Origin of the sequence: Paenibacillus rigui, assembly GCF_002234615.1 — a bacterium.
Classification (GTDB): Bacteria; Bacillota; Bacilli; order Paenibacillales; family NBRC-103111; genus Paenibacillus_S; species Paenibacillus_S rigui.
Genome location: NZ_NMQW01000038.1, coordinates 35,332 through 53,914, shown reverse-complemented (window position 1 = coordinate 53,914; position 18,583 = coordinate 35,332). Strand labels below are relative to the sequence as shown.

14 protein-coding genes and 1 pseudogene are annotated in these 18,583 nt (G+C 50.1%); 8 read left to right on the top strand and 7 right to left on the bottom strand.

What is annotated here, in order from left to right; genetic code table 11:
• The first annotated feature begins 163 nt into the window (after positions 1 to 163).
• Positions 164 to 1,046: pseudogene (locus tag CF651_RS23975) on the top strand (LysR family transcriptional regulator).
• A gap of 176 nt (positions 1,047 to 1,222) precedes the next feature.
• Here the strand turns inward: CF651_RS23975 and CF651_RS23970 are convergent.
• Complete coding sequence (locus CF651_RS23970; protein WP_094017415.1) at positions 1,223 to 2,614, bottom strand: protoporphyrinogen oxidase; 1,392 nt, start codon at positions 2,612 to 2,614, stop codon at positions 1,223 to 1,225.
• Positions 2,615 to 2,920: 306 nt separating this feature from the next.
• Here CF651_RS23970 and CF651_RS23965 point away from each other — a divergent pair, with 306 nt between their 5' ends.
• Positions 2,921 to 3,706 (top strand): YheC/YheD family protein, encoded by a 786-nt coding sequence (locus tag CF651_RS23965; protein WP_245856130.1) that lies wholly within the window; start codon positions 2,921 to 2,923, stop codon positions 3,704 to 3,706.
• 50 nt (positions 3,707 to 3,756) lie between these two features.
• Here the strand turns inward: CF651_RS23965 and CF651_RS23960 are convergent, their stop codons facing one another.
• Entirely contained in the window at positions 3,757 to 5,172 is a 1,416-nt protein-coding gene (locus CF651_RS23960) for a HEAT repeat domain-containing protein (RefSeq protein ID WP_094017414.1), read from the bottom strand.
• A 209-nt stretch (positions 5,173 to 5,381) separates the two neighbouring features.
• Between CF651_RS23960 and CF651_RS23955 the strand changes: the two genes are divergently transcribed.
• Complete coding sequence (locus tag CF651_RS23955; RefSeq protein WP_094017413.1) at positions 5,382 to 7,028, top strand: S-layer homology domain-containing protein; 1,647 nt, start codon at positions 5,382 to 5,384, stop codon at positions 7,026 to 7,028.
• Between the two features lie 258 nt (positions 7,029 to 7,286).
• Here CF651_RS23955 and CF651_RS23950 read toward each other — a convergent pair whose 3' ends face one another.
• Together CF651_RS23950 and CF651_RS32505 are read right to left on the bottom strand one after the other, a co-directional pair.
• On the bottom strand, positions 7,287 to 8,702 hold the full coding sequence (locus CF651_RS23950) for an MFS transporter (protein ID WP_245856129.1): 1,416 nt from the start codon (positions 8,700 to 8,702) through the stop codon (positions 7,287 to 7,289).
• A gap of 85 nt (positions 8,703 to 8,787) precedes the next feature.
• The gene (locus CF651_RS32505) at positions 8,788 to 8,952 is read right to left on the bottom strand and encodes a hypothetical protein (RefSeq protein ID WP_179232964.1); all 165 of its coding nucleotides are present in this window, start codon (positions 8,950 to 8,952) and stop codon (positions 8,788 to 8,790) included.
• Positions 8,953 to 9,323: 371 nt separating this feature from the next.
• On the opposite strand from CF651_RS32505, the gene CF651_RS23940 reads away from it, so the two are divergent.
• Positions 9,324 to 9,830 (top strand): metal-dependent hydrolase, encoded by a 507-nt coding sequence (locus CF651_RS23940; RefSeq protein ID WP_094017411.1) that lies wholly within the window; start codon positions 9,324 to 9,326, stop codon positions 9,828 to 9,830.
• 116 nt (positions 9,831 to 9,946) lie between these two features.
• Here the strand turns inward: CF651_RS23940 and CF651_RS23935 are convergent, their stop codons facing one another.
• Together CF651_RS23935 and CF651_RS23930 are read right to left on the bottom strand one after the other, a co-directional pair.
• The gene (locus CF651_RS23935) at positions 9,947 to 11,311 is read right to left on the bottom strand and encodes an MATE family efflux transporter (protein WP_094017410.1); all 1,365 of its coding nucleotides are present in this window, start codon (positions 11,309 to 11,311) and stop codon (positions 9,947 to 9,949) included.
• A gap of 162 nt (positions 11,312 to 11,473) precedes the next feature.
• Entirely contained in the window at positions 11,474 to 12,571 is a 1,098-nt protein-coding gene (locus CF651_RS23930; RefSeq protein ID WP_094017409.1) for a glycosyltransferase family 4 protein, read from the bottom strand.
• A gap of 296 nt (positions 12,572 to 12,867) precedes the next feature.
• Here CF651_RS23930 and CF651_RS23925 point away from each other — a divergent pair, with 296 nt between their 5' ends.
• Entirely contained in the window at positions 12,868 to 13,398 is a 531-nt protein-coding gene (locus tag CF651_RS23925; RefSeq protein ID WP_094017408.1) for a Crp/Fnr family transcriptional regulator, read from the top strand.
• Between the two features lie 12 nt (positions 13,399 to 13,410).
• Here the strand turns inward: CF651_RS23925 and hmpA are convergent, their stop codons facing one another.
• Positions 13,411 to 14,625: an NO-inducible flavohemoprotein gene (hmpA, locus tag CF651_RS23920; protein WP_094017407.1), complete on the bottom strand. Its 1,215-nt coding sequence runs from the start codon at positions 14,623 to 14,625 to the stop codon at positions 13,411 to 13,413.
• 199 nt (positions 14,626 to 14,824) lie between these two features.
• Between hmpA and CF651_RS23915 the strand changes: the two genes are divergently transcribed.
• From CF651_RS23915 to CF651_RS23905, 3 genes are read left to right on the top strand one after another with little or no spacing between them, the layout of a single operon-like run.
• A complete protein-coding gene (locus CF651_RS23915) occupies positions 14,825 to 15,916 on the top strand; it encodes a GerAB/ArcD/ProY family transporter (RefSeq protein ID WP_094017406.1) in 1,092 nt (363 codons plus the stop codon).
• On the top strand, positions 15,913 to 17,400 hold the full coding sequence (locus CF651_RS23910) for a spore germination protein (protein ID WP_094017405.1): 1,488 nt from the start codon (positions 15,913 to 15,915) through the stop codon (positions 17,398 to 17,400). Before CF651_RS23915 ends, CF651_RS23910 begins: the two co-directional genes overlap by 4 nt.
• Positions 17,397 to 18,548, top strand: a complete 1,152-nt coding sequence (locus CF651_RS23905) for a Ger(x)C family spore germination protein (protein WP_094017404.1) — start codon at positions 17,397 to 17,399, stop codon at positions 18,546 to 18,548. Before CF651_RS23910 ends, CF651_RS23905 begins: the two co-directional genes overlap by 4 nt.
• The last annotated feature ends 35 nt before the right edge of the window (positions 18,549 to 18,583 follow it).

The window sequence follows — 18,583 nt, the reverse complement described above, 5'->3', positions numbered from 1 at the left end:
CCTCTGTTTCCAGGTGCACTTGGTCCATCAAAGTCATCGAAATCCCTCCTTTGCTTTTGTTATGTTCAGTGTACCCCCTTTTAAAAATTTTGTATAAGTGAATTAATTAAATAATTTATTCAATTTTATTGAATCATATGAAGAACAAAGGTGATGACTTCCGATGGACTTTAAAACTTTAAAAACATTTCAATGGATCGTTACGACCGGCAGCTTTAACCGGGGCGGAAGAATTGAATTACGCCCAGTCCACCGTAACTATGCAAATCCAACGCTTGGAGTCCGAGCTGGGCGTACAGCTCATCGAACGCGGCAAGCCTGTTGCTCTGACGGAAGCCGGAAGGTTGTTTTATGAGCACAGCAGATCTATCGTGAAGGACTGGGAGCAGCTCCAGATCAGACTTTCAGATATGTGCTCGGGTGAAGCCGGCCATATACGTCTCGGTGTGACGGAGCCGGCGGCCAGCTACCGCCTGCCCGGTTTGCTGCAGCGTTTTCTTACCCAGTATCCCCATATCCGTGTCTCGGTAGATATCGCGAGTACCCCTGCGTTAAGCAGCCGGCTGCTGAATGGGGATCTCGATATGGCATTATGCTCCGCCCCGGAGCTGGGAGCCGAGCTTTATTTTGAACCGTTATTTACAGAACTATTCGCCTTATTGCTGCCGGAGCATCATCCTCTCAGCGAGCAGGCTGCCGTAGATCCCCAACTGATTCGGGATCACCGCCTGCTTATTACAGCAGATGACTGCCCTTACCGCAGGAAGCTCGAGCTTGTGCTGCAGGAAACGGGAAGAACCCCTCTTGATACGATGGAAATCGGCAGCATGGCAGCGATGAAATATTATGTTCAGAGCGGTCTTGGGATCGCACTCGTCCCCCAAATTTTACTGGAGCCTGTGCCTGAAGGAACCACCGTACGCATGCTGCGCGGCAAACCCATCGATATGACGTGCGGCATTGCCTGTAAAGCAGCAGACTACCCGCTAAAGCTGGCGAGTGCCAAGCTGTATCACTTCCTCAGACAGGAGCTATCAAACCAATGAGTCCCGCACGGTTCATGAGAATAACGCTGCGGCGTCCTTGGATGAACCCTGTATGTTTGCCTTGAATCCTGCCAAGCAGCTGTGAAACACAAGCTTCAAATGCGGACGCTCCGCTCCTCAACACCACACCTCACAAAAAAGAGCAGGCTGTGCGCAGCCTGCTCTTCTCTCTTCACTTATATCCGTTCCGCAATCCGCTGTGCGATCCGCTCACCGTTCAATATGCAATCGGGGATACCGACGCCATAATAGGAGCATCCCGCCAGCAGTACATTCGGGAAGCTCGCGGCAAGCTTGCTCTCCAATGAAGCTACCAGCTGCGGATGCTTGATGTGATAATTCGGCATCGTCTCGTGCCACTTGGTTACATTGCAGGACACCGGCTGCGCTGTAATGCCGAGACTGGCTTCAATATCGCGCCGTGCCACCTGCATCAGCTCATCCTCGCCAAGCTTCTGCAATCTTTCGTACTCCGGACTCGTGCTTTTATAAAAAAGCCGGACCAGCAAATGCTGCTTCTCCGAGGTATGCTCCCATTTGCGGCTGGTCCAGGTGCACGCGTTGCATGTCAGGCCGCTGTCTTCGGCTGCGATAAATCCCGTTCCGTCCTTCGGCAGCTCACTGTCCGGAATATCGTATCCGAGGTAAACGCTGATCAAGGAGCTGTTCCTCAGCTGATTGAAGTCTTCATTCAGCCGCTCATCCTGCAGCAGGTGCTGTGCTGTCGGGTGCAGCGTGCTGAGGACTACGAAGTCGGCTTCGATCACTTCCTGATTCGACAAGGTCAAGAGGTAATGATCCCTATCCCTGACCTTTTCCAGCTTCTCGGCCCGGACGCCTTTATATATCCTCGCCCCCGTCAGCCGCTCCTCAAGCCGATCGATGAAGGCGGAGACGCCTTTTTTGAAGGACATAAACTTTTTGTCGCCTGTGCTTTGAAATTTTTGTTTGTTCTCAGCCAAGCCCTGAATAATACTGCCGTATTCATTCTTATAATCCAACAAGTAAGGCAGCGTGGACGCTATCGTCAGTTCCAGGAGCTGGCCCGAGTAAACACCCGACAAAACCGGGGAAATTTGCTTCTCCACGAGCTCTTTTCCGAGAAAATGCTCCAGAAACGCGCCAATGGAATCCTCCTTGGTAAACGATTCGTTCGGGGTATAAAAGTCTTTTAACGCCTCGACCTTGCCCTCTGCCGATACTAAATCCGTCTTGGCTAACGATTCCAGACTCAATGGAATGCCGAACACGGCGTCCTTCGGAATTTGCTTCAGCTCACCTTTGGTATGAATAAAGGAAATACCCGTGGCATTATAGACAATATCGTTCGTTAAATCCAGCTCCTCCAGCAGCGGAGCCACATTCGTTTTGCGGGTAACGATCGAGTCCGCCCCGGTTTCCATAATAAATTCGCCATTCTGCACGGTTCTGATTTTACCGCCTAACGTTTCACTCGCTTCCACCAGGACGATTTGAACAGCCTCTTCCCGGGCCTTCATCGCTTTTTGCAAATAGTACGCGGTGGACAAACCGGTAATTCCCCCGCCGATAACCACTACTGTTTTCATAGTAATTCCCACCTGCCTAATCTTATATAGCTGGCTGCAGCCTGCCTCTTACAAGCATAACGAACAACGATTGTAATATATTATACGTCGATTTACATGCCGGAACCAAACCCTATACGCCGAAATATCAGGTTCAATCCGACAAGATTCATAGATCCGACATTTTTATAGGCCCCCGTCACTCCGTTCCTAGGAAAAGCACCGCCGTATGGGCGTTTGCCCTCTGCATCTGCCAATGTGGTTGAATACAATAACATGTTGAATCCAGGCAATAGGACATGTGAAGCAAAGGAGATAGCCTAACCAATGATGAAAACCAAAAAAGCACGGAGAACCCTAGGAAGCAAATGGACCAAAACAGCCGCGCTCTTGCGCAGCAAAGAAATTCAGCCTTTCATCCCTGAGACGCGATTGTGGAGTCCCGCCGCCCTGTTAGCCATGCTGAAAACTTACAAAATGGTGTATGTGAAGCCGGTCCACGGCTCCTTCGGCCGCGGCGTCATGCGTGTAAAGATGCAAACGCGTAAAGGCCAAACGATATTCCAATATCAGCATGATACAACAAAGCGAAAATTTTATTCATTCAGTAAATTCCATGCATCGATCTCCCGATCGAAGCTGAAGAGGGCTTACCTCATCCAAAAGGGGATCGGATTGCTGAAATTTAAGAAAAGGCCGTTTGATGTGAGAGTGATGGTCCAACGAACGAGCAAGAAGCCATGGAAGGCAACAGGGATTATCGGCAGATTGGCGCATCCCCGCAAGATTGTAACCAATTATCACAGTCAAGGAAAGCCGCTGCCCATCGAGCTCCTGCTCAAGCCTTACTTGAGTAAAAAGCAGCGGACCAAATACACACGGGTATTGAAAAACTTAAGTCTCACCGTGGCCAAGCAGCTTCATCAAAAGTATCCGGGCTTTCGCGAGATCGGTGTCGATATTGGCATTGATGCCAAGCTGCATCCATGGATCCTTGAGGTGAACACGTCGCCGGATCCTTATATTTTCAATCAGTTAAAGGATAAATCGACTTACCGCAGAGTGCTGCATTATGCGATAGCCAACGGCCGCGTTAAAAAGAGGAACAAATAAAACAAAAGGAGCCCCTTGATGATCAAGGAGCTCCTCAGTATATGACAAACTCATGGATAAAACGTGCTTTCCGGTGTCGTTGAAGGGCACCAGCGGGATTTCAGTAAAAAGTCGATCAGCTCGGATTTCGCGGAATCCGTCCCAATATAGTGCAGCGCTTCAGCTGCATGCCCGCGCACGTATCGGTTATCGTCCTCCAGCGCTTCGGCCAGAGCCGGCACTGCCGCATCTGCAGCTGCCCCCATCCTGCATAAGGATAGCCCCGCCGTAAAACGCACCTGCACGTCCTCATCATGCAGACAACGAATGAGGCCCTCCACTACGGAGTCTGCGGGTGAACCGATCATTGCAATCGCCTCGGTAACGGTTTGACGAACGACAGCAGGCGCAGCTGGCTCGAGCAGGTTCAATAAAAGCGGGATCGCAGATGCGGCTTGCTCTCTCAGCTCGCCTAATGCAAAAGCCGCATGGACGACCGTTTCCGCACGCTCCTCCCCGAGTGCCGCTGTAAGCCCGGCAACAGCCCCTGCTCCGGCTACCGACAGCCCGTAAGCGGCTGTGCGCGATACCTTCACATCCTCATGGCGGAGACCCTGCAGCAAAGCCTGTACTCCGGCATCTCCCATGCCTGCCAAGCCATACGCCGCATTGATCGCGTTCGGTTCGAAAGCGTCTTCAAGCTGCGCCGAGAGCTGTTGAACATGAGCGGCATCGGCATCGACGGTGCCGGCCAAGCTTCCGACCTGCCCGGAAAGCCAGTTCCACGTTTCCTTCCACATCGCTTCGTGCTCGATCATATTCGAGCTGTAGGAAACCGGCTGCCTCCATTGCGGGTCAACGCAATCCCAGCTCGGTGCGGTTGGTGCTTGCGTACGCATAAATTCAAATTTCAGCATGAAGCGCGGCTTGCCAAGAATATTCGGCGTGGAACGATGCCAAATATCATAGTGGATCAAAGCAAAGGTGCCTGCTTTTCCGCTCGCAACCGCTTCCCCTTCCGCTTCATCATCCACGAAAGTGCGGCTCTCATAGTTTTGTGTCCCGGGCATTACGCCTGTAGGTCCAAGCTCCACCGGGGTATCTTGAGGGAAATACATAATCATCGCCCACCACGGATGGTGGTTGCGCATTTTTTTGTAGCCCCAGTAGCTGTCCTTATGCCAGCCTCCCGCTTTCGGAGAAGCATTGAAATGGCCGTGCCGGTGCGTGTGCATCAAATAATTCGGGCCTAGCACGCTGGTCAAGGCTCCGGTCACGATCGGGTGTTCGAATACCTTTTGCAAGTCACGAAGACGCGGCAGCAAATTGTTGCCGGGATTCCCCTCCTGCTCGTAAACCTGGTTCAGCTGCTCCGTCAGCCTCTGATGGAACGCCTCGGGAAAATCGGTTTGGAGAATAAGAAACCCTTCTGTAATGAACTTTCTCATCTGCTCATCGGATAACAACACAGGAACTTGGCGGCTCATTGGAACGACCTCCTACATGATTTGGGGTTATGCTCCAAATTATAGCGAGTCAGGAGGATGGATCCTATGCAGAAAGTTAACTCAGATTTGCACAATAGTAAGGTTCTATCGGCCAAATGATTTGCTCGAATCTAGCAAGAAATTGGCATTTGCCTTGCATTAATAGTATGATTAAGATTAGAGAATCATAGATTGGGAGGACAAGCACCATGAAAAAAAGTGTAACCCTGCTTACGAGTGCAGCTTTGGCATTTTCTTTGTTCACTTCTACTGCCTTGGCTGACACAGCAACTTCTTCAGACTATAAAGACTTATCCAACGTGGACCAAGCCGTCAAAGCGAAAATTGATACTCTTCTCTCTAAAGGTGTGTTTGAAGGCGTGTCCAGCGATTCCTTCGGCATTGCAGAAAATATGACCAGAGCCCAGTTCGCTAAGGTCGCTGCGCTTGTGTTCGGGCTTAAAGTCGATATGACGATCCAAAAGTCCGGCTTCTCCGATGTCGTGGCGGAAGATCCGGCCAATGGCTGGGCAATCCCTTATATTGAAGCTGCGCGTCATGCCGGTCTCATTGACGGGATGACAGAGACGACGTTCGCGCCAGGCGATCCTGTGACACTGGGACAGCTGGATACCGTGTTCCTGAAAGGTCTCGGTAAGCAAGTCAACACCTCTGTAAGCCCATGGTATGCCGATGCCGTCAAGCAAGCGAAGGCCTTAGGTATTCATCCTTCTTCTAAAGAAGGCGCTGCGGTTGCCACACGCGCGGACCTCGTTGAAGGAGCCTATAGCTCTTTGCCTGACACCTCTAAGCCTGAGCAGCCAGGGCAGACGGAGCAATTATCTATCGCTTCGGTCCAAGCGAATGGTGAGCAAGCCGTTGATGTCAAGCTCAACCGGGCGATAGACAATTCGACAGCGAAGCTGACTTTAAGCCGAAACCATGAGGAAATCCCGACGAAGGTTGCCTGGTCAAGCGATAAGAATGCGGCCACATTAACCTTAACGGAGGACGATAAGAAACTGTCTAACGGCATCTATACCATCACCTTGAGCGGCTTGGAAGGCCTCCCTTCCAGCACCATAACCAAAATATTCACGATTGGAGCAGCCGGTCCGTCCACCACATCTGGAGATTATAAATACGCTATCTTGGACAGTTATAATTTGAAGGACGTTATCGACAGCGGCTTGACCAAGCAGGCTTCCGGAACCAGCGGATATGCTTCACAGGCCGAGGCGGAGAATCCGACGCTGAGCATGTTCGCCAAAGAAGTCGTTATTACCGTGACGAACAAATCCGGCGAAGAAGTCGCCGTGTCCGGCATCATTCAGTCGATCACTTCCTCTAATCCGACCGTGGTGAAGGCTGCTGTATCCTCGGATCATAAAGGTTATATCCTTGGCAATAAAGCTGGCTCCGCCAACATCGATGTGATTTATTCAACGATAGGCGGCAGTACGGACCATATGACGATTCCCGTTCAAGTCAAAAGCTCCGATCTTGCAGCCGATCTGATCGAAGCGAGAGACAAGGGATCGGACCAGTACGTGTCTGTCAGCAACAATGTATACTCCGGTCAATTCAACGCTTATGAAGCGATGGATATGAAGGTAACCGATAACTTCGGAATCGAGTACGAACAGGATGAAATTCAAAGCTATAACTTTGCATTGAATGTATTTTTCAACGTGGAGGACATTGTAGGCGATTCAAACAGCGGTTCTGTCGGCACCGTGACCGTGGACAATGCCGGTATCGTCCATATCAGCGGCAATGTAACTGATTTCACGTTAGTGGCGAAGCTGCCGAACGGGAAAAGCGCGGCTGCCGATATTCATGTTCGCAAGAACTAACCGTTGAACCCATAACACAAAACAAGCCCAAACAATTGATAGCCGCTGAAAAAGTTAAGGCTGCATGTACGGATCATTCTTCCGATCGCTTGTTATCCCCGGATTTCTCAATGTCAACCCGCTCATAGCGGTCAAAATCCGGGGCAAAGGCGAACGCTTAAGCTTCTACTGAACGATTCCGTCCACTTTGCTATTTTTTTCAGCGACCTCAAACAATCGAGGGCTTGTTTTTTTATGTTTGCAATTAAAGAATAAGTGTTAAGGCGACAGCTCCTCCAAACTCTTCCCTTTCGATTCGATGCCCGCAAGACCGAAGATGACCGCTCCAATGAGGGATACAACGCCAAAGCCGAGAAATACATACTCCACGGACGATTTGGTCAGAATGAACCCGACATAGGTAGGACCGATAATGGAGGAAAGTCTTAACCAAGCACTTGCGAGACTAGTACCCAAAGCACGCATGCGGGTAGGATACATTTCAGGCGTGTACAAGTAAACTGACATCGTTACGACCGCCACCCATGCATAGCCGAGCGAGGTCCACACCAGTACCTGCGTGGCCGTTTTGGCACCGATAAGCCACAGGATGATGAAGCATATGGCTCCGAGCAGCATCGATCCGGTGATCCAGGCTTTCCTCCCGATCGTATCAATGGTTAGCGCACAGACGACGGCACTGAGAACGCCTGCTGCAATTAGTATCAGGCCGTACAATAAGGACTGCTCAACGCTCAGATTAAACACCGACTTGAAAATGGACGGAACCCATGTGCTGACCCCGTAGAAAGCTAAGTACGACGTAAACCAAATCGACCAGACAACGAATGTCCGCTTCCGGTACATTCCTTGAAACAGCTCCCGAAAGCTCGTTAAGCGCCGCTCCTGCTTCAAGGGCGCCGGTTCAGGCTCCGGCAAATCCCCCTGAATTCGTGCCCGAACCTGGTTCTCAATAAATGTCATGGTCTCATCCGCTTCCTTAGCCCTGCCCACGCCTGCCAGCCATCTTGGGGACTCCGGCAGGACACGTCTCATAAACAGAGTAAGCACAGCGGGGATACCGCCAATAATGAAAATCCATCGCCAGCCCAAGGTCGGAATCAGGAAATAACTGATAATGGCAACCGCCATCAAGCCGAAGGAAAAAATCAGTTCGTACAGCAGTACGAATCTGCCCCGCCGCTGCGCTTTAGTGATTTCGTTAATATACGAGGCTGCAAGCGGCACTTCGCCTCCTAATCCGACTCCTTGAATAAAACGAAAAAACAGCAGCGAACCGAGTGACCAAGATGAAGCGACAAGAAAGCTGGTGATTGAAAAGAGCAGAATGGTGTACACGGTCATTCTGAGCCGCCCTATCTTCTCCGCCAGGAAACCGGACAATAGCGCCCCGATCAACTGGCCGAAAAATCCGATCGAAATAACCAGACCGATCTGTCCGGCACTTAGGGAAAACTCTTTGATCAGAATCGGAAGTGCGTAAGCAATCGCCAGTGCATCGAAGGCATCGAAGAATGTTGCCGTCCCCACAATAAGTCGCGCTTTCGTCTGCCAGCCGGTCAGAGGGAGCCGCTCGATACGGGCGGAAATATTTTCGAGGCTGCCCGGACCAAGTGCCATAGGCGCGTGAGAATGGATACGTGCAGAAAGTTCAGGCTTATTGGCAAGTTCCATACAAGTCCACCTTTCTTTTCTTAGACCTATTCATTTGCCTTACAACAGAGCCTCAGGCAGCGCACTCGACTGATTTGCCATATAGCTAGCAATCTCTTGCTGCAGATCGTCGATGCTCCGGGTACCATCCTGCAGCTCTGACGAAAGCATGCTCCAAGTACATGTAACTTCGAAACAGCGCCACAGTTTTGCCGATGTCCCGCCCCTTCTGTTGTCTTCCGCCAGCGTACGCTTGCAAACCATGCTTCATTCTGATGGGCTCTCCTTTCAATTCAAAATGATGATAGCGATTACAAAATACTGATTACCTGTTCAGTTACTTAGCTGCACTGCTGCTCAGCTGCTATCATGATGTCACGTCGAACCTCCTGTGGATGACTACAGCCTCATCATAACGAATGAATTTGGTCAGATTCATCTCAATTTTTACGATTCTTATTAATTTTGGAAACGTTTTTTTAGTGAGCCTGTCCGCTACTGCTCACTGTATGCTTCAAAAGTAAGTCTTGAGAACGATGTATTCCCTATCTTTTTGTGTTAAGCTAATGGAGCTCTTTATACATACGAACATACGTACGTCCTATGAATGTGACAACTTAGAGGAACCGGAGGTTAGAAACAATGCTTCAACGAACACATGGGGTTGCTGGGGTGCTTGCTGCCGAGTGCGTGCTGCATTATTACCAGATCCCACTCCTATCCTGGGACACGGCCGGTGCTCTGCTGCTGGGCTGCTTTGCCGGGCCGCTGGCCGACATTGATAAGCCGGGCTCCGTCATGGCCAAACTATTTTTCCCATTATCGTCCTTATTGCGGATACTGAGGATCCATCATCGCACATTGACTCATTCGATCCTCTTTATTGCCCTGATGGCTGGGGCTGCTTTTCCCGTACCCGAGCTGTATTACATGACATTTCTGTCAGCCTATGCAACCCATCCGCTGATCGATTTGTTCAATGAGCAGGGTGTAGCACTGTTATGGCCCATTCGCAAAAAAATCCGGCTTCTCCCCAAATTTATGGCCATTGATACCGGCTCCCGGGGCGAAGCCATATTCTGCTTTGTACTTGTGTGCCTCTGTTTCTGGCTGCCGGCTCGGGATTGGTTCTCCATGCTGCTCCAGTAAATGAATCCAGGAAATCATGTATAGACAAAGAAACCGTCCGGCTGCACGGACGGTCTATTCTATGTACCCATTGCAGTTCGAAGTACAAGCTGTCTCTTCAGCATACTCACGATCCTTTACATGGCGGCTGTTGACGTCTTCTCCTCCCGGGTGACGAGCACCTTCTTCTCCCATGCCCGGCTTCTCCACCGATAGAGGAGCAGAAGCCCGCGCAAGCCTTCATCCATCACGAACACGGCCCACATGCCGACCAGTCCGTAACCCCAATGAATCCCCATCATATACGTAAGGGGAACGCACAGGCCCCATATCACACATACGCCGGTCATCACGATAAACCGGGCGTCACCCGTAGCCCGCAATGCTTCGCCGATCACAATATTCAAGCATCGGGCCGGCTCCAGCAAGAAGCCCATTGTTAGCAGCACGGCGCCCAGTGCAATGATTTGAGGATCGCTTGTAAAGATGCCCAGCAGATGTTCTCTGAATAGAACGATCAGAGTGACACAGGCCAAGGAGAGGAACAGGCTTAGAGCAAGACTGCGGAACAACTGCCGATAAGCTGCCTCCTGTTCCCCGGCACCTACAAGCCGACCGATAATGATTTGCGTTCCCCGGCCTAACGAAATGGCAAGCACCATGATGAAGTACATAATGTTTTGGGTATATATTCGCGTAGAGAGCATTTCTGCCCCCAACGATGTAATGAAATAGGTTGTAGCAAGCTGACTTATTGAATACACTAATTGATTGCCTGCGGTTGGAATCCCGATGCTCAATATTTTCTTCAAATCGGCCAGCCGGCCCTTGATAAAATCCCGCAGGGATAAGCGAAGACGTACAATTTTTCTCAAAATCAAGCAATACACAAGAAGACCGATCAGCTGACTGCACACGGCCGATATAGCAACACCCGGGACACCGAGCTTCGGGAACCCGAAGGGACCGAATATGAACAGGTAATTGCCTGTTAAATTAAGCAGATTCATTCCGATACTTACCATCATCGTATACCGGGTATACCCATGTACCTGCGTGATGGAGGAAATCGTTAAGTTCACAGCCTGAATGAATAAAGCGCCTCCAACAATGGATAAAAAGACCTGCGCCTGGCCGAGCATTGGACCCTCCAGTCCAAATAAACCAAGCAAAGACTTGCTGAATATAACGATGACCCCGCTGACCAACAGTCCGAACACAAAGTTAAGCGAAATCGCACCTGCCGCATATCTGCGTACGTCCTCCGTCTTCCCTGCGCCCAAATATTGCGAAATGACAATGGCTGACCCTGCCGATATCACCTGAAGCAGCAAAAATGTAAATATAATAAGCTGGTTCGAGACGCCAACGGCTGCCACTGCGCCATCCGAAACATGACTGACCATAAACGTATCTGACGTTCGCATAAACATTTGCAATGACGACTCGATAAATAAAGGCCAGGTGATGGCAAAAAGACTCAGCTTCTTCATATTCGTCATTTTATTTATAGCTCCTCAGGTATCCGGTATCTTATTCAGAAAGAAGAAAGCGCATTCAGCACCCTCATTGTATGCCTAAACGGTCCCCCGGTCAATTGAACATTGCAAAAATAAAAGCCCCGTTCTATTTTCAACGGAGCTCTTTTCCTGTAAAGCGGTCCATCAAACGGTTGATCGGTAAACGGTATTTAATTTCGAGGCCGTATTGCTCCAGCTGAATTGGCGCAGCACAGTCTTTCTCCCCTTCTGACCCAGCCTTTTTGCAAGGGAGCGGTCGCGGGCAATCTTTTTAATACACTTGGCAAATGCGCTTGGACTTCGGTAGTTTCTGACTAAATATCCGTTCTTTTTGTTTTTGATAATTTCACCAATGCCGCCAATATTCGAGGCTACAGCAGGCAGTCCTGATGCCATTGCCTCCACATTAACCAGCCCGAACGCCTCATGGCGCTGGGAAGGGCATACGAAGCAGTCAGCCGCGCGGTATACGTGGTGGATGTTGCCGTGGCTGATTCTTCCTAAAAACTTGGCCGAAACGTGAAGACGCCTGGCCTGATTTTTCAATTTACGAATGTATCCTGCTTTGCCGCTGCCTGCTATGAGGAGCTTCGTATGCGGGATATGCTGGCTAACTTTTCTTGTCGCTTTAATAAGCACATCTACTCCTTTACGCGGGATCACTCTGCCTACAAACAGAATCGTAAAGGAGCGGTTGAGATGATATTTTTGCTTGCTTCTCATTTTTTGCTTGCTTGAAGCAGGATGAAATCTTGAGACATCGACACCTAGGTGCACCTTGCGTATTTTATGCTTTACCTTAGGAAACATGCGTCCTAAGCTGCTTTTCAGAGAGCCGCTGTTCGCAATGATGACATTGGCCTTCCCTAATTGAGAGGCTACTGCACCTGATCGGGGGACAAAGGTTAACGAATGCAGAAACAAGGAAATAGGAGTCCGGGGAAAGGCTGATTTAATCCGAGCCATATAATAAGGTCGATTATCCACTTGTATGAGATCAAAGTGCTTTCCCTTCAAATAAGCCAATACGGAGGCAATATATCTCGCTGAGCTTCCCGAAGGGACCCGGACAATCTTTACTTTGCCTATTTGACTTGTCCTGCCAAGCCGGCCGGATTGACGGCTGACTATTGTAACATCATGATATTTTGCCAGCTTTTTAGCAATGGAGAGCATGCAGATTTCAACCGATCCCCCGCCGGGAACAGGAATTTGCTCTGGAGCAACCATCAAAATACGCAATCCACACACCCCTCATTCATTATTATCCATCTACCCTTGCTTCACCGGAATTATCACATTCTTTCGGCTTTTTATAACAGTGTAGTCAGAATCATAGTTTCGGTTCTGGATAACGAACCATTTTATAATAAATAGGTCGGCCTTTATATCGCTCGGATAAATGGCTTGGCGGTCTATACAGATGGCATGCGATTGTCAAGGTAGTCGAAATATGAGAAACTTATACATTGAACGAACCAAAAAGAGACTGCCCATTCTCACAATGGACAATCTCTTCTTAAGCTAAGGAGATTCTTATGATTTTACACAAAGGCGAAGTACTATTCCGTCAAGGCGAATCCGGACCGCTGTTTCATTTGAAGAGCGGTTTGTTGAAAATCATTCGTATCCACGAGGACGGGAATGCCATTCTGGTCAATATCATCGTCCCGAATGAAATTATCCCCCATCATTCACTCATTAGCCCGAATCCTTATTTCGGGACAGCCATTGCTCTTGTGACCTGCGAAATTGAAATATTGCCTGCTGCCGATTGGTATGCGTCACTGGATCGTGAACCACATAAAAGCCGCTTTATTGCACTTCAGCTGCAAGATAAGCTTCGGATGATGCAGCAGCGCATCGATCAGCTGTCTGCCGTTACGCCGTCCGACAAGCTGAAGAAGCTGCAGCAATGGTTTCAGTCTTATATTTCACCCGCCAGCCTGACCGATGTGCTGACCCAGGATGAGATCGGCCAGTTCATCGGACTTCGCCGGGAAACGGTGAATCGGCTGCTGCGCGCCCAAGCGGCCGCGGTCGTATCGCGGGATGCACAGCAGGGATGACTTGCAAGTAGATTATAGGTTAGCAGCAGGACCGAAGAATTCAAAATGAATGTTCGACTCACTGACGCCCCATTCCTTGAGCATCCCGTTCACCGCTCTCATAAACGGAGTCGGCCCGCAGAAATAAAATTCGGCGTCTTTGGTCCGCACGATGTCTGAAAGCCACGGTAAATCAATGTATCCTTCTTTATGAAAAGCGCCAGCCTCTCTGTCCGCCGCTGTCGGATCCTGATAAATCCAATGGACGGACAGCTCTCCGTGCTTGCGGGCAAGCTCGTTGACATGCTCACGCATCGCATGAACATCTCCATTGCGGGCCGCATGAATGAAGTAAACGGGACGTCCCGGATGGTTCGCCAGCTGCGTGTTCAGCATACTGATCATCGGCGTCAATCCGACGCCGCCGCTAAGCAGCACCAGCGGATCTTTTCCTGTCGTGTCCAAGGTAAAATCGCCGGCCGGCGCGGACAGCCAGACCGCCTCTCCTTCCTTCAACTGCTCATGCAAATACACGGATACTTTGCCCTCGGGCCGTCCATCCACGGCATCCTCTCTTTTCACGGAGATCCGGTAATACGGCTTACCCGGAGCATCCGACAGGCTGTACTGACGGATATGGGTGTTAGCTTCGCCTGGAATATTCAGCTTGATGCTGATATACTGACCAGGCTTGAAGCCGGCAAGCGCGCCCCCGTCCTCCGGAGCCAGGTAGAAGGAGGTGATAACCTCGCTTTCCTTCACCTTGCGTGCAACCCGGAACGCTCTAAAATCCGACCAGCCTCCCGGCTGCTGCTCCGATTGCTGGTACATGTCGGCCTCAACGCCGATGAACGCATCCGCGATCACCCCATAAGCCTCACCCCATGCTCCAATGATCTCGTCCGTAGCTGCCTCCCCCAGAACATCTTTTATCGCCAGCAGCAGATTCTTCCCTACGATTGGGTAATGCTCAGGCTTGACGCCAAGGCTGCGGTGCTTGTGGGCAATTTGCTTCACAACCGGAAGAATAGCTTCCAGACGGTCAATATGCTGAGCTGCCGCATATACCGCATTCGCCAGCGCGGTTTGCTGTTTCCCTTGCTTCTGGTTCGCATGATTAAACACATTCAGCAATTCCGGGTGCTCCGTAAACAACCGCTCATAAAACTTTTTGGTGATAGCCGTTCCGTGTACCTCCAAAACAGGTACGGTGGATTTGATGATTTGAATTGTATTTGGGCTTAGCATGAATTATCGCCTCTCTTTGATTTGACTTGGTATGACCCAAGTATACCGGGCATCGGGGACTCGATTTGTGATTTCAATCACATGAATTCCTAACGATGTGTGACGGTCTAATGTGATCTATCGCATAATTCATTCCCATGATGGGGAAGATAACAAAACATTTTCCAACGGATACTCTGCTATTGGACAGGAAGCTGACATGAACAAATCGAGCAACCTTGGCTTTATTCAACTTTGTATGGTACTCATGCTGACCATTGGTTTAACCAGTCATGTGATTGTCAACCCCATGATTCTTGACGCTTCCGGGCGTGATGCCTGGATATCCGTCATTGTCACCGGAGCTGCTTTTATCCCCTGGTGCGGTGTTCTGATTCTCATCATGAAAAAATCCGGGCAGCACAAATTGCAGCCTTGGCTGGCCCGGTGCACGAACCCCTTCATTTCCTGGCTGGTGGTCGCCCCTATCGTCCTCCAGCTGTATTTTATGGGGGGAATGACTGTTGTACATACATCGATCTGGACGGTAACCAATTATTTGCCGGCCACTCCGAAGATCGTTCTGATAACGGCCCTCACCTTGGTATGTGCTTATGCTGCCAAGATCGGGCTGCGCGCCATCACGATATGTTCGGGCATTTTACTGCCGGCCGTTATTGTACTGGGCTACTTTGTTGCGATCTCCAACACACCTCAGAAGGAATATCAGCAGCTGAAACCGTTTCTCGAGCATGGCTGGCAGCCCGTCCTTGACGGCATGGTTTATGCAGGCAGCGGCTTCTCTGAGCTCACGATTCTTCTGCTGCTTCAGCACCATCTGAAGGCGCCTATCCGCGTCTGGAAGCTTGGCATATTGGCACTAATCATCGTATACATAACTTTAGGTCCGATCATTGGTGCCATTAGTGAATTCGGTCCCCAAGAGGCTGCCAAGCAAATGATTTCTCCCTACGAGCAATGGCGTCTTGTCAAATTGGGCGACTACATCGAGCATGTCGATTTCTTGTCCGTATTCCAATGGCTATCCGGAGCCTGCGTACGGGTAAGCCTCGCGCTCTTTCTCTTGGGTGACGTGCTGCCGATCAACAGCAATAAAGGACGCAGTTTGTTCATTTCTTCCGTTTCGCTAAGCTACATTGTGCTGTCCATGCTGCCTATCAATCAAAATGAGTACTACCTGTGGACGTACCATGTCTATTTCCCGATCAGCCTTTACGTATCGCTTTTGAGTTCAGCCGTCTGGGCTCTCATTTCATTCCGGTCCCGCAAGCCAAAGGAGCGCTTGACATGAATGCAGCAACCAAGCAAACGAATCCGTCAGCTCCCTGGACGAAAGAGAAGCTGACGCAGCTATTCGAGCAATCGGCAGATGTTCAAATCCAGATGAATCTACTGGATGCGGAGCCATCCTCCGAAATTATGCTTATTTATGCAGACGGCTTGTGCGATACGTCTCAGCTTGGTGACGTGATCCTCCCCAGCCTGCAGCAGTTGTACTGTGAGAGTGAGTGGTCTCGGCTTCATAAAGGGGGTTGCTTAGGCACCTTGCCCCTGGTCCCGCTTACTCGGGAGGCACCTGCACAAGAGATCATGGACTCTGTATATCAGGGTGATCTGCTGCTGTACCTGACACAGCCCGGTCTATTAATGAAATTGAACATCAGCAGTCCGCCAAGAAGAGTCCCGCAGGAATCCAGCACCGAAATCTCCATTAAAGGGCCAAAGGACGGCTTCGTTGAGGATATCACTGTCAATGTGGCCCTGATCCGCAAACGAATCCGCAGCAACACCTTATGCTATGAGACAATGATACTCGGCAGACGAACCCGCACCAAGACGGGGCTTATGTATATCCGGGATATTATAGACCCGCTGCTTGTAGAGGAAGTGCGTAAACGCATCAACAAAATTGATGTGGACGGTATCTACAGTGTTGCACAGCTGGAGGAATTGCTCGGGGACGTGAAATACACCTTATTTCCGCTGCTGGATTTCACCGGACGTCCGGATTTTGTCGTCGCGGCGCTGTTGGCTGGCCGTTTTGTTATTTTGGTGGACGGAAATCCGTTCGTGCTTATCGGTCCCGCCGGGTTTTCGCTCATATTGAAATCACCGGAAGATATCCATTTCAATTTTCAATATATTTCGTTTGCCCGACTTATCCGTTTATTCAGCTTTTGGCTTTCGATTCTTCTTCCCGGCTTTTGGGTAGCTATCGTTGCTTTTCATCAGGACCAGGTCCCTTTTCGGCTCATGGCTACCGTAGCGGTCGCGCGGATCGGGCTGCCCTTCTCCGGGCAAATGGAAATGTTCATCCTGCTGGTTCTGCTTGAAATATTCCGGGAGGCAGGTGTGCGGCTGCCTAGCTCTATCGGTCAAATTTTGACGGTCGTCGGAGGATTAGTCATCGGTGATGCCGCGATTCGTTCCGGTCTCGTATCCCCTTCTGTCGTCGTCGTAGGTGCTATTACCGCGGTAACCGGCGCCACGCTAGTAAACCAAACCTTAAGCACTGTCGTCAGCATAGTCCGACTGGGCATCTTTCTCATCTGCTGTATTTTAGGGATGTACGGGTTTATCCTCAGCCTGATTTTGCTGCTCTTTTACATGTCCAAGCTTACATCCTTTGGCGTTCCCTATTTTGCGCCGCTTTCCCCTCCCATTTTCAAGGATATGCTGAAATCGTTTTTGAGGGCGCCATGGTCGCTCATGAGAAAAAGACCCGCTGTTCTTCACGTACAGGATAAGGATCATCAAGGGGAGGACAACCCGTGAAGAAGCTCATTACCCTAATCGCAGGCTCGCTGCTCATCCTCACGCTGACGGGCTGCTGGAACTCCAAAGACATCCAGACGATGGCTTACGTGACGGCACTTGGTCTGGATTACCAGGACGGTAAATACATCAGTTATGTACAGGTGCTGAATTTCTCTAACGTAGCCAAGACCGAAGGTGCTGAATTAGGGCGCAATATTCCGAACTGGATCGGACGCGGGGAAGGTAAAACCGTTACGGAGTCGTTCAATGCCATCTATGCCACCTCCCAAATCCGCGTGTTTTGGGGCCATGTGAAGGCCATAGTTTGCACTGAAAATTTGTTAAAGGATGTCGAACGGATTAAAGAAGCTTACGATATAGTCAACCGGTACCGCGAGGTCCGGTACAATGTGCTGCTCTATGGCACCAAGCTGCCGCTGGAGCAAATTTTCATCCAAAAGTCACTATTGAATTTTTCGCCGCTCGATACGATGATGTACAGTCCGTCTCAAATCTTCTCGCAGCGCTCGTTCATTCTCCCGATTTACGGATTTAAATGTATCGCACACATGAACGAGCCTGGCAGCCCGGGAATGCTTCCTACCATCAACATCGATACGAAGGGCTGGACTGAGGACACCAAAGCCAAACCGATGCTGCGGATTGACGGCGCCTATTTTCTGAGTCATGGTAATCTGAACGGATGGCTAAGTGAAGGCGATCTCAGAGGATACCGGTGGCTCCAGAAAAAATTGGAACGCTCCCCTATTCAAATCATGGAGGGGCAGCGTGCGCTGGCTGCATTGGTGCTGCTGCACCCCAAGCCGAAGATCGAAACGTTCTTCCAGAATGGGAAAGCCTTCTTCAATGTATCTCTCAAAATCGAGGCTTACGTGGATGAACTGACTGAAGACGTCCCTGAGAAGGAATTAGAGAAGCGTGCTAGCAAAATTTTGAATGAGGAAATCCGGTATTCGTATAAAAAAGGGCTGGATATCCACTCGGACATATACCGCTTGGATCAAGCGCTCTACCGGAATTATCCGAAGCAATGGCATGAATTGCACGAGCATAAAGACTTTATACTGGACGAAGCGTCTCTGAAGCAAATACAAGTGAAGGTGCATCTGCTGCATACGGGTAAATATAAAGGGCGAGTGGAATAAGGGCATCAGCTCCTGATTCCCTCGCTTACTGCACT

Bases quoted from the DNA above. Each gene is read 5' to 3' on its own strand.
- CF651_RS23970 (WP_094017415.1), bottom strand. From the start codon at position 2,614: ATGAAAACAGTAGTGGTTATCGGCGGGGGAATTACCGGTTTGTCCACC.
- CF651_RS23965 (WP_245856130.1), top strand. From the start codon at position 2,921: ATGATGAAAACCAAAAAAGCACGGAGAACCCTAGGAAGCAAATGGACC.
- CF651_RS23960 (WP_094017414.1), bottom strand. From the start codon at position 5,172: ATGAGCCGCCAAGTTCCTGTGTTGTTATCCGATGAGCAGATGAGAAAG.
- CF651_RS23955 (WP_094017413.1), top strand. From the start codon at position 5,382: ATGAAAAAAAGTGTAACCCTGCTTACGAGTGCAGCTTTGGCATTTTCT.
- CF651_RS23950 (WP_245856129.1), bottom strand. From the start codon at position 8,702: ATGGAACTTGCCAATAAGCCTGAACTTTCTGCACGTATCCATTCTCAC.
- CF651_RS32505 (WP_179232964.1), bottom strand. From the start codon at position 8,952: ATGAAGCATGGTTTGCAAGCGTACGCTGGCGGAAGACAACAGAAGGGG.
- CF651_RS23940 (WP_094017411.1), top strand. From the start codon at position 9,324: ATGCTTCAACGAACACATGGGGTTGCTGGGGTGCTTGCTGCCGAGTGC.
- CF651_RS23935 (WP_094017410.1), bottom strand. From the start codon at position 11,311: ATGACGAATATGAAGAAGCTGAGTCTTTTTGCCATCACCTGGCCTTTA.
- CF651_RS23925 (WP_094017408.1), top strand. From the start codon at position 12,868: ATGATTTTACACAAAGGCGAAGTACTATTCCGTCAAGGCGAATCCGGA.
- hmpA (WP_094017407.1), bottom strand. From the start codon at position 14,625: ATGCTAAGCCCAAATACAATTCAAATCATCAAATCCACCGTACCTGTT.
- CF651_RS23915 (WP_094017406.1), top strand. From the start codon at position 14,825: ATGAACAAATCGAGCAACCTTGGCTTTATTCAACTTTGTATGGTACTC.
- CF651_RS23910 (WP_094017405.1), top strand. From the start codon at position 15,913: ATGAATGCAGCAACCAAGCAAACGAATCCGTCAGCTCCCTGGACGAAA.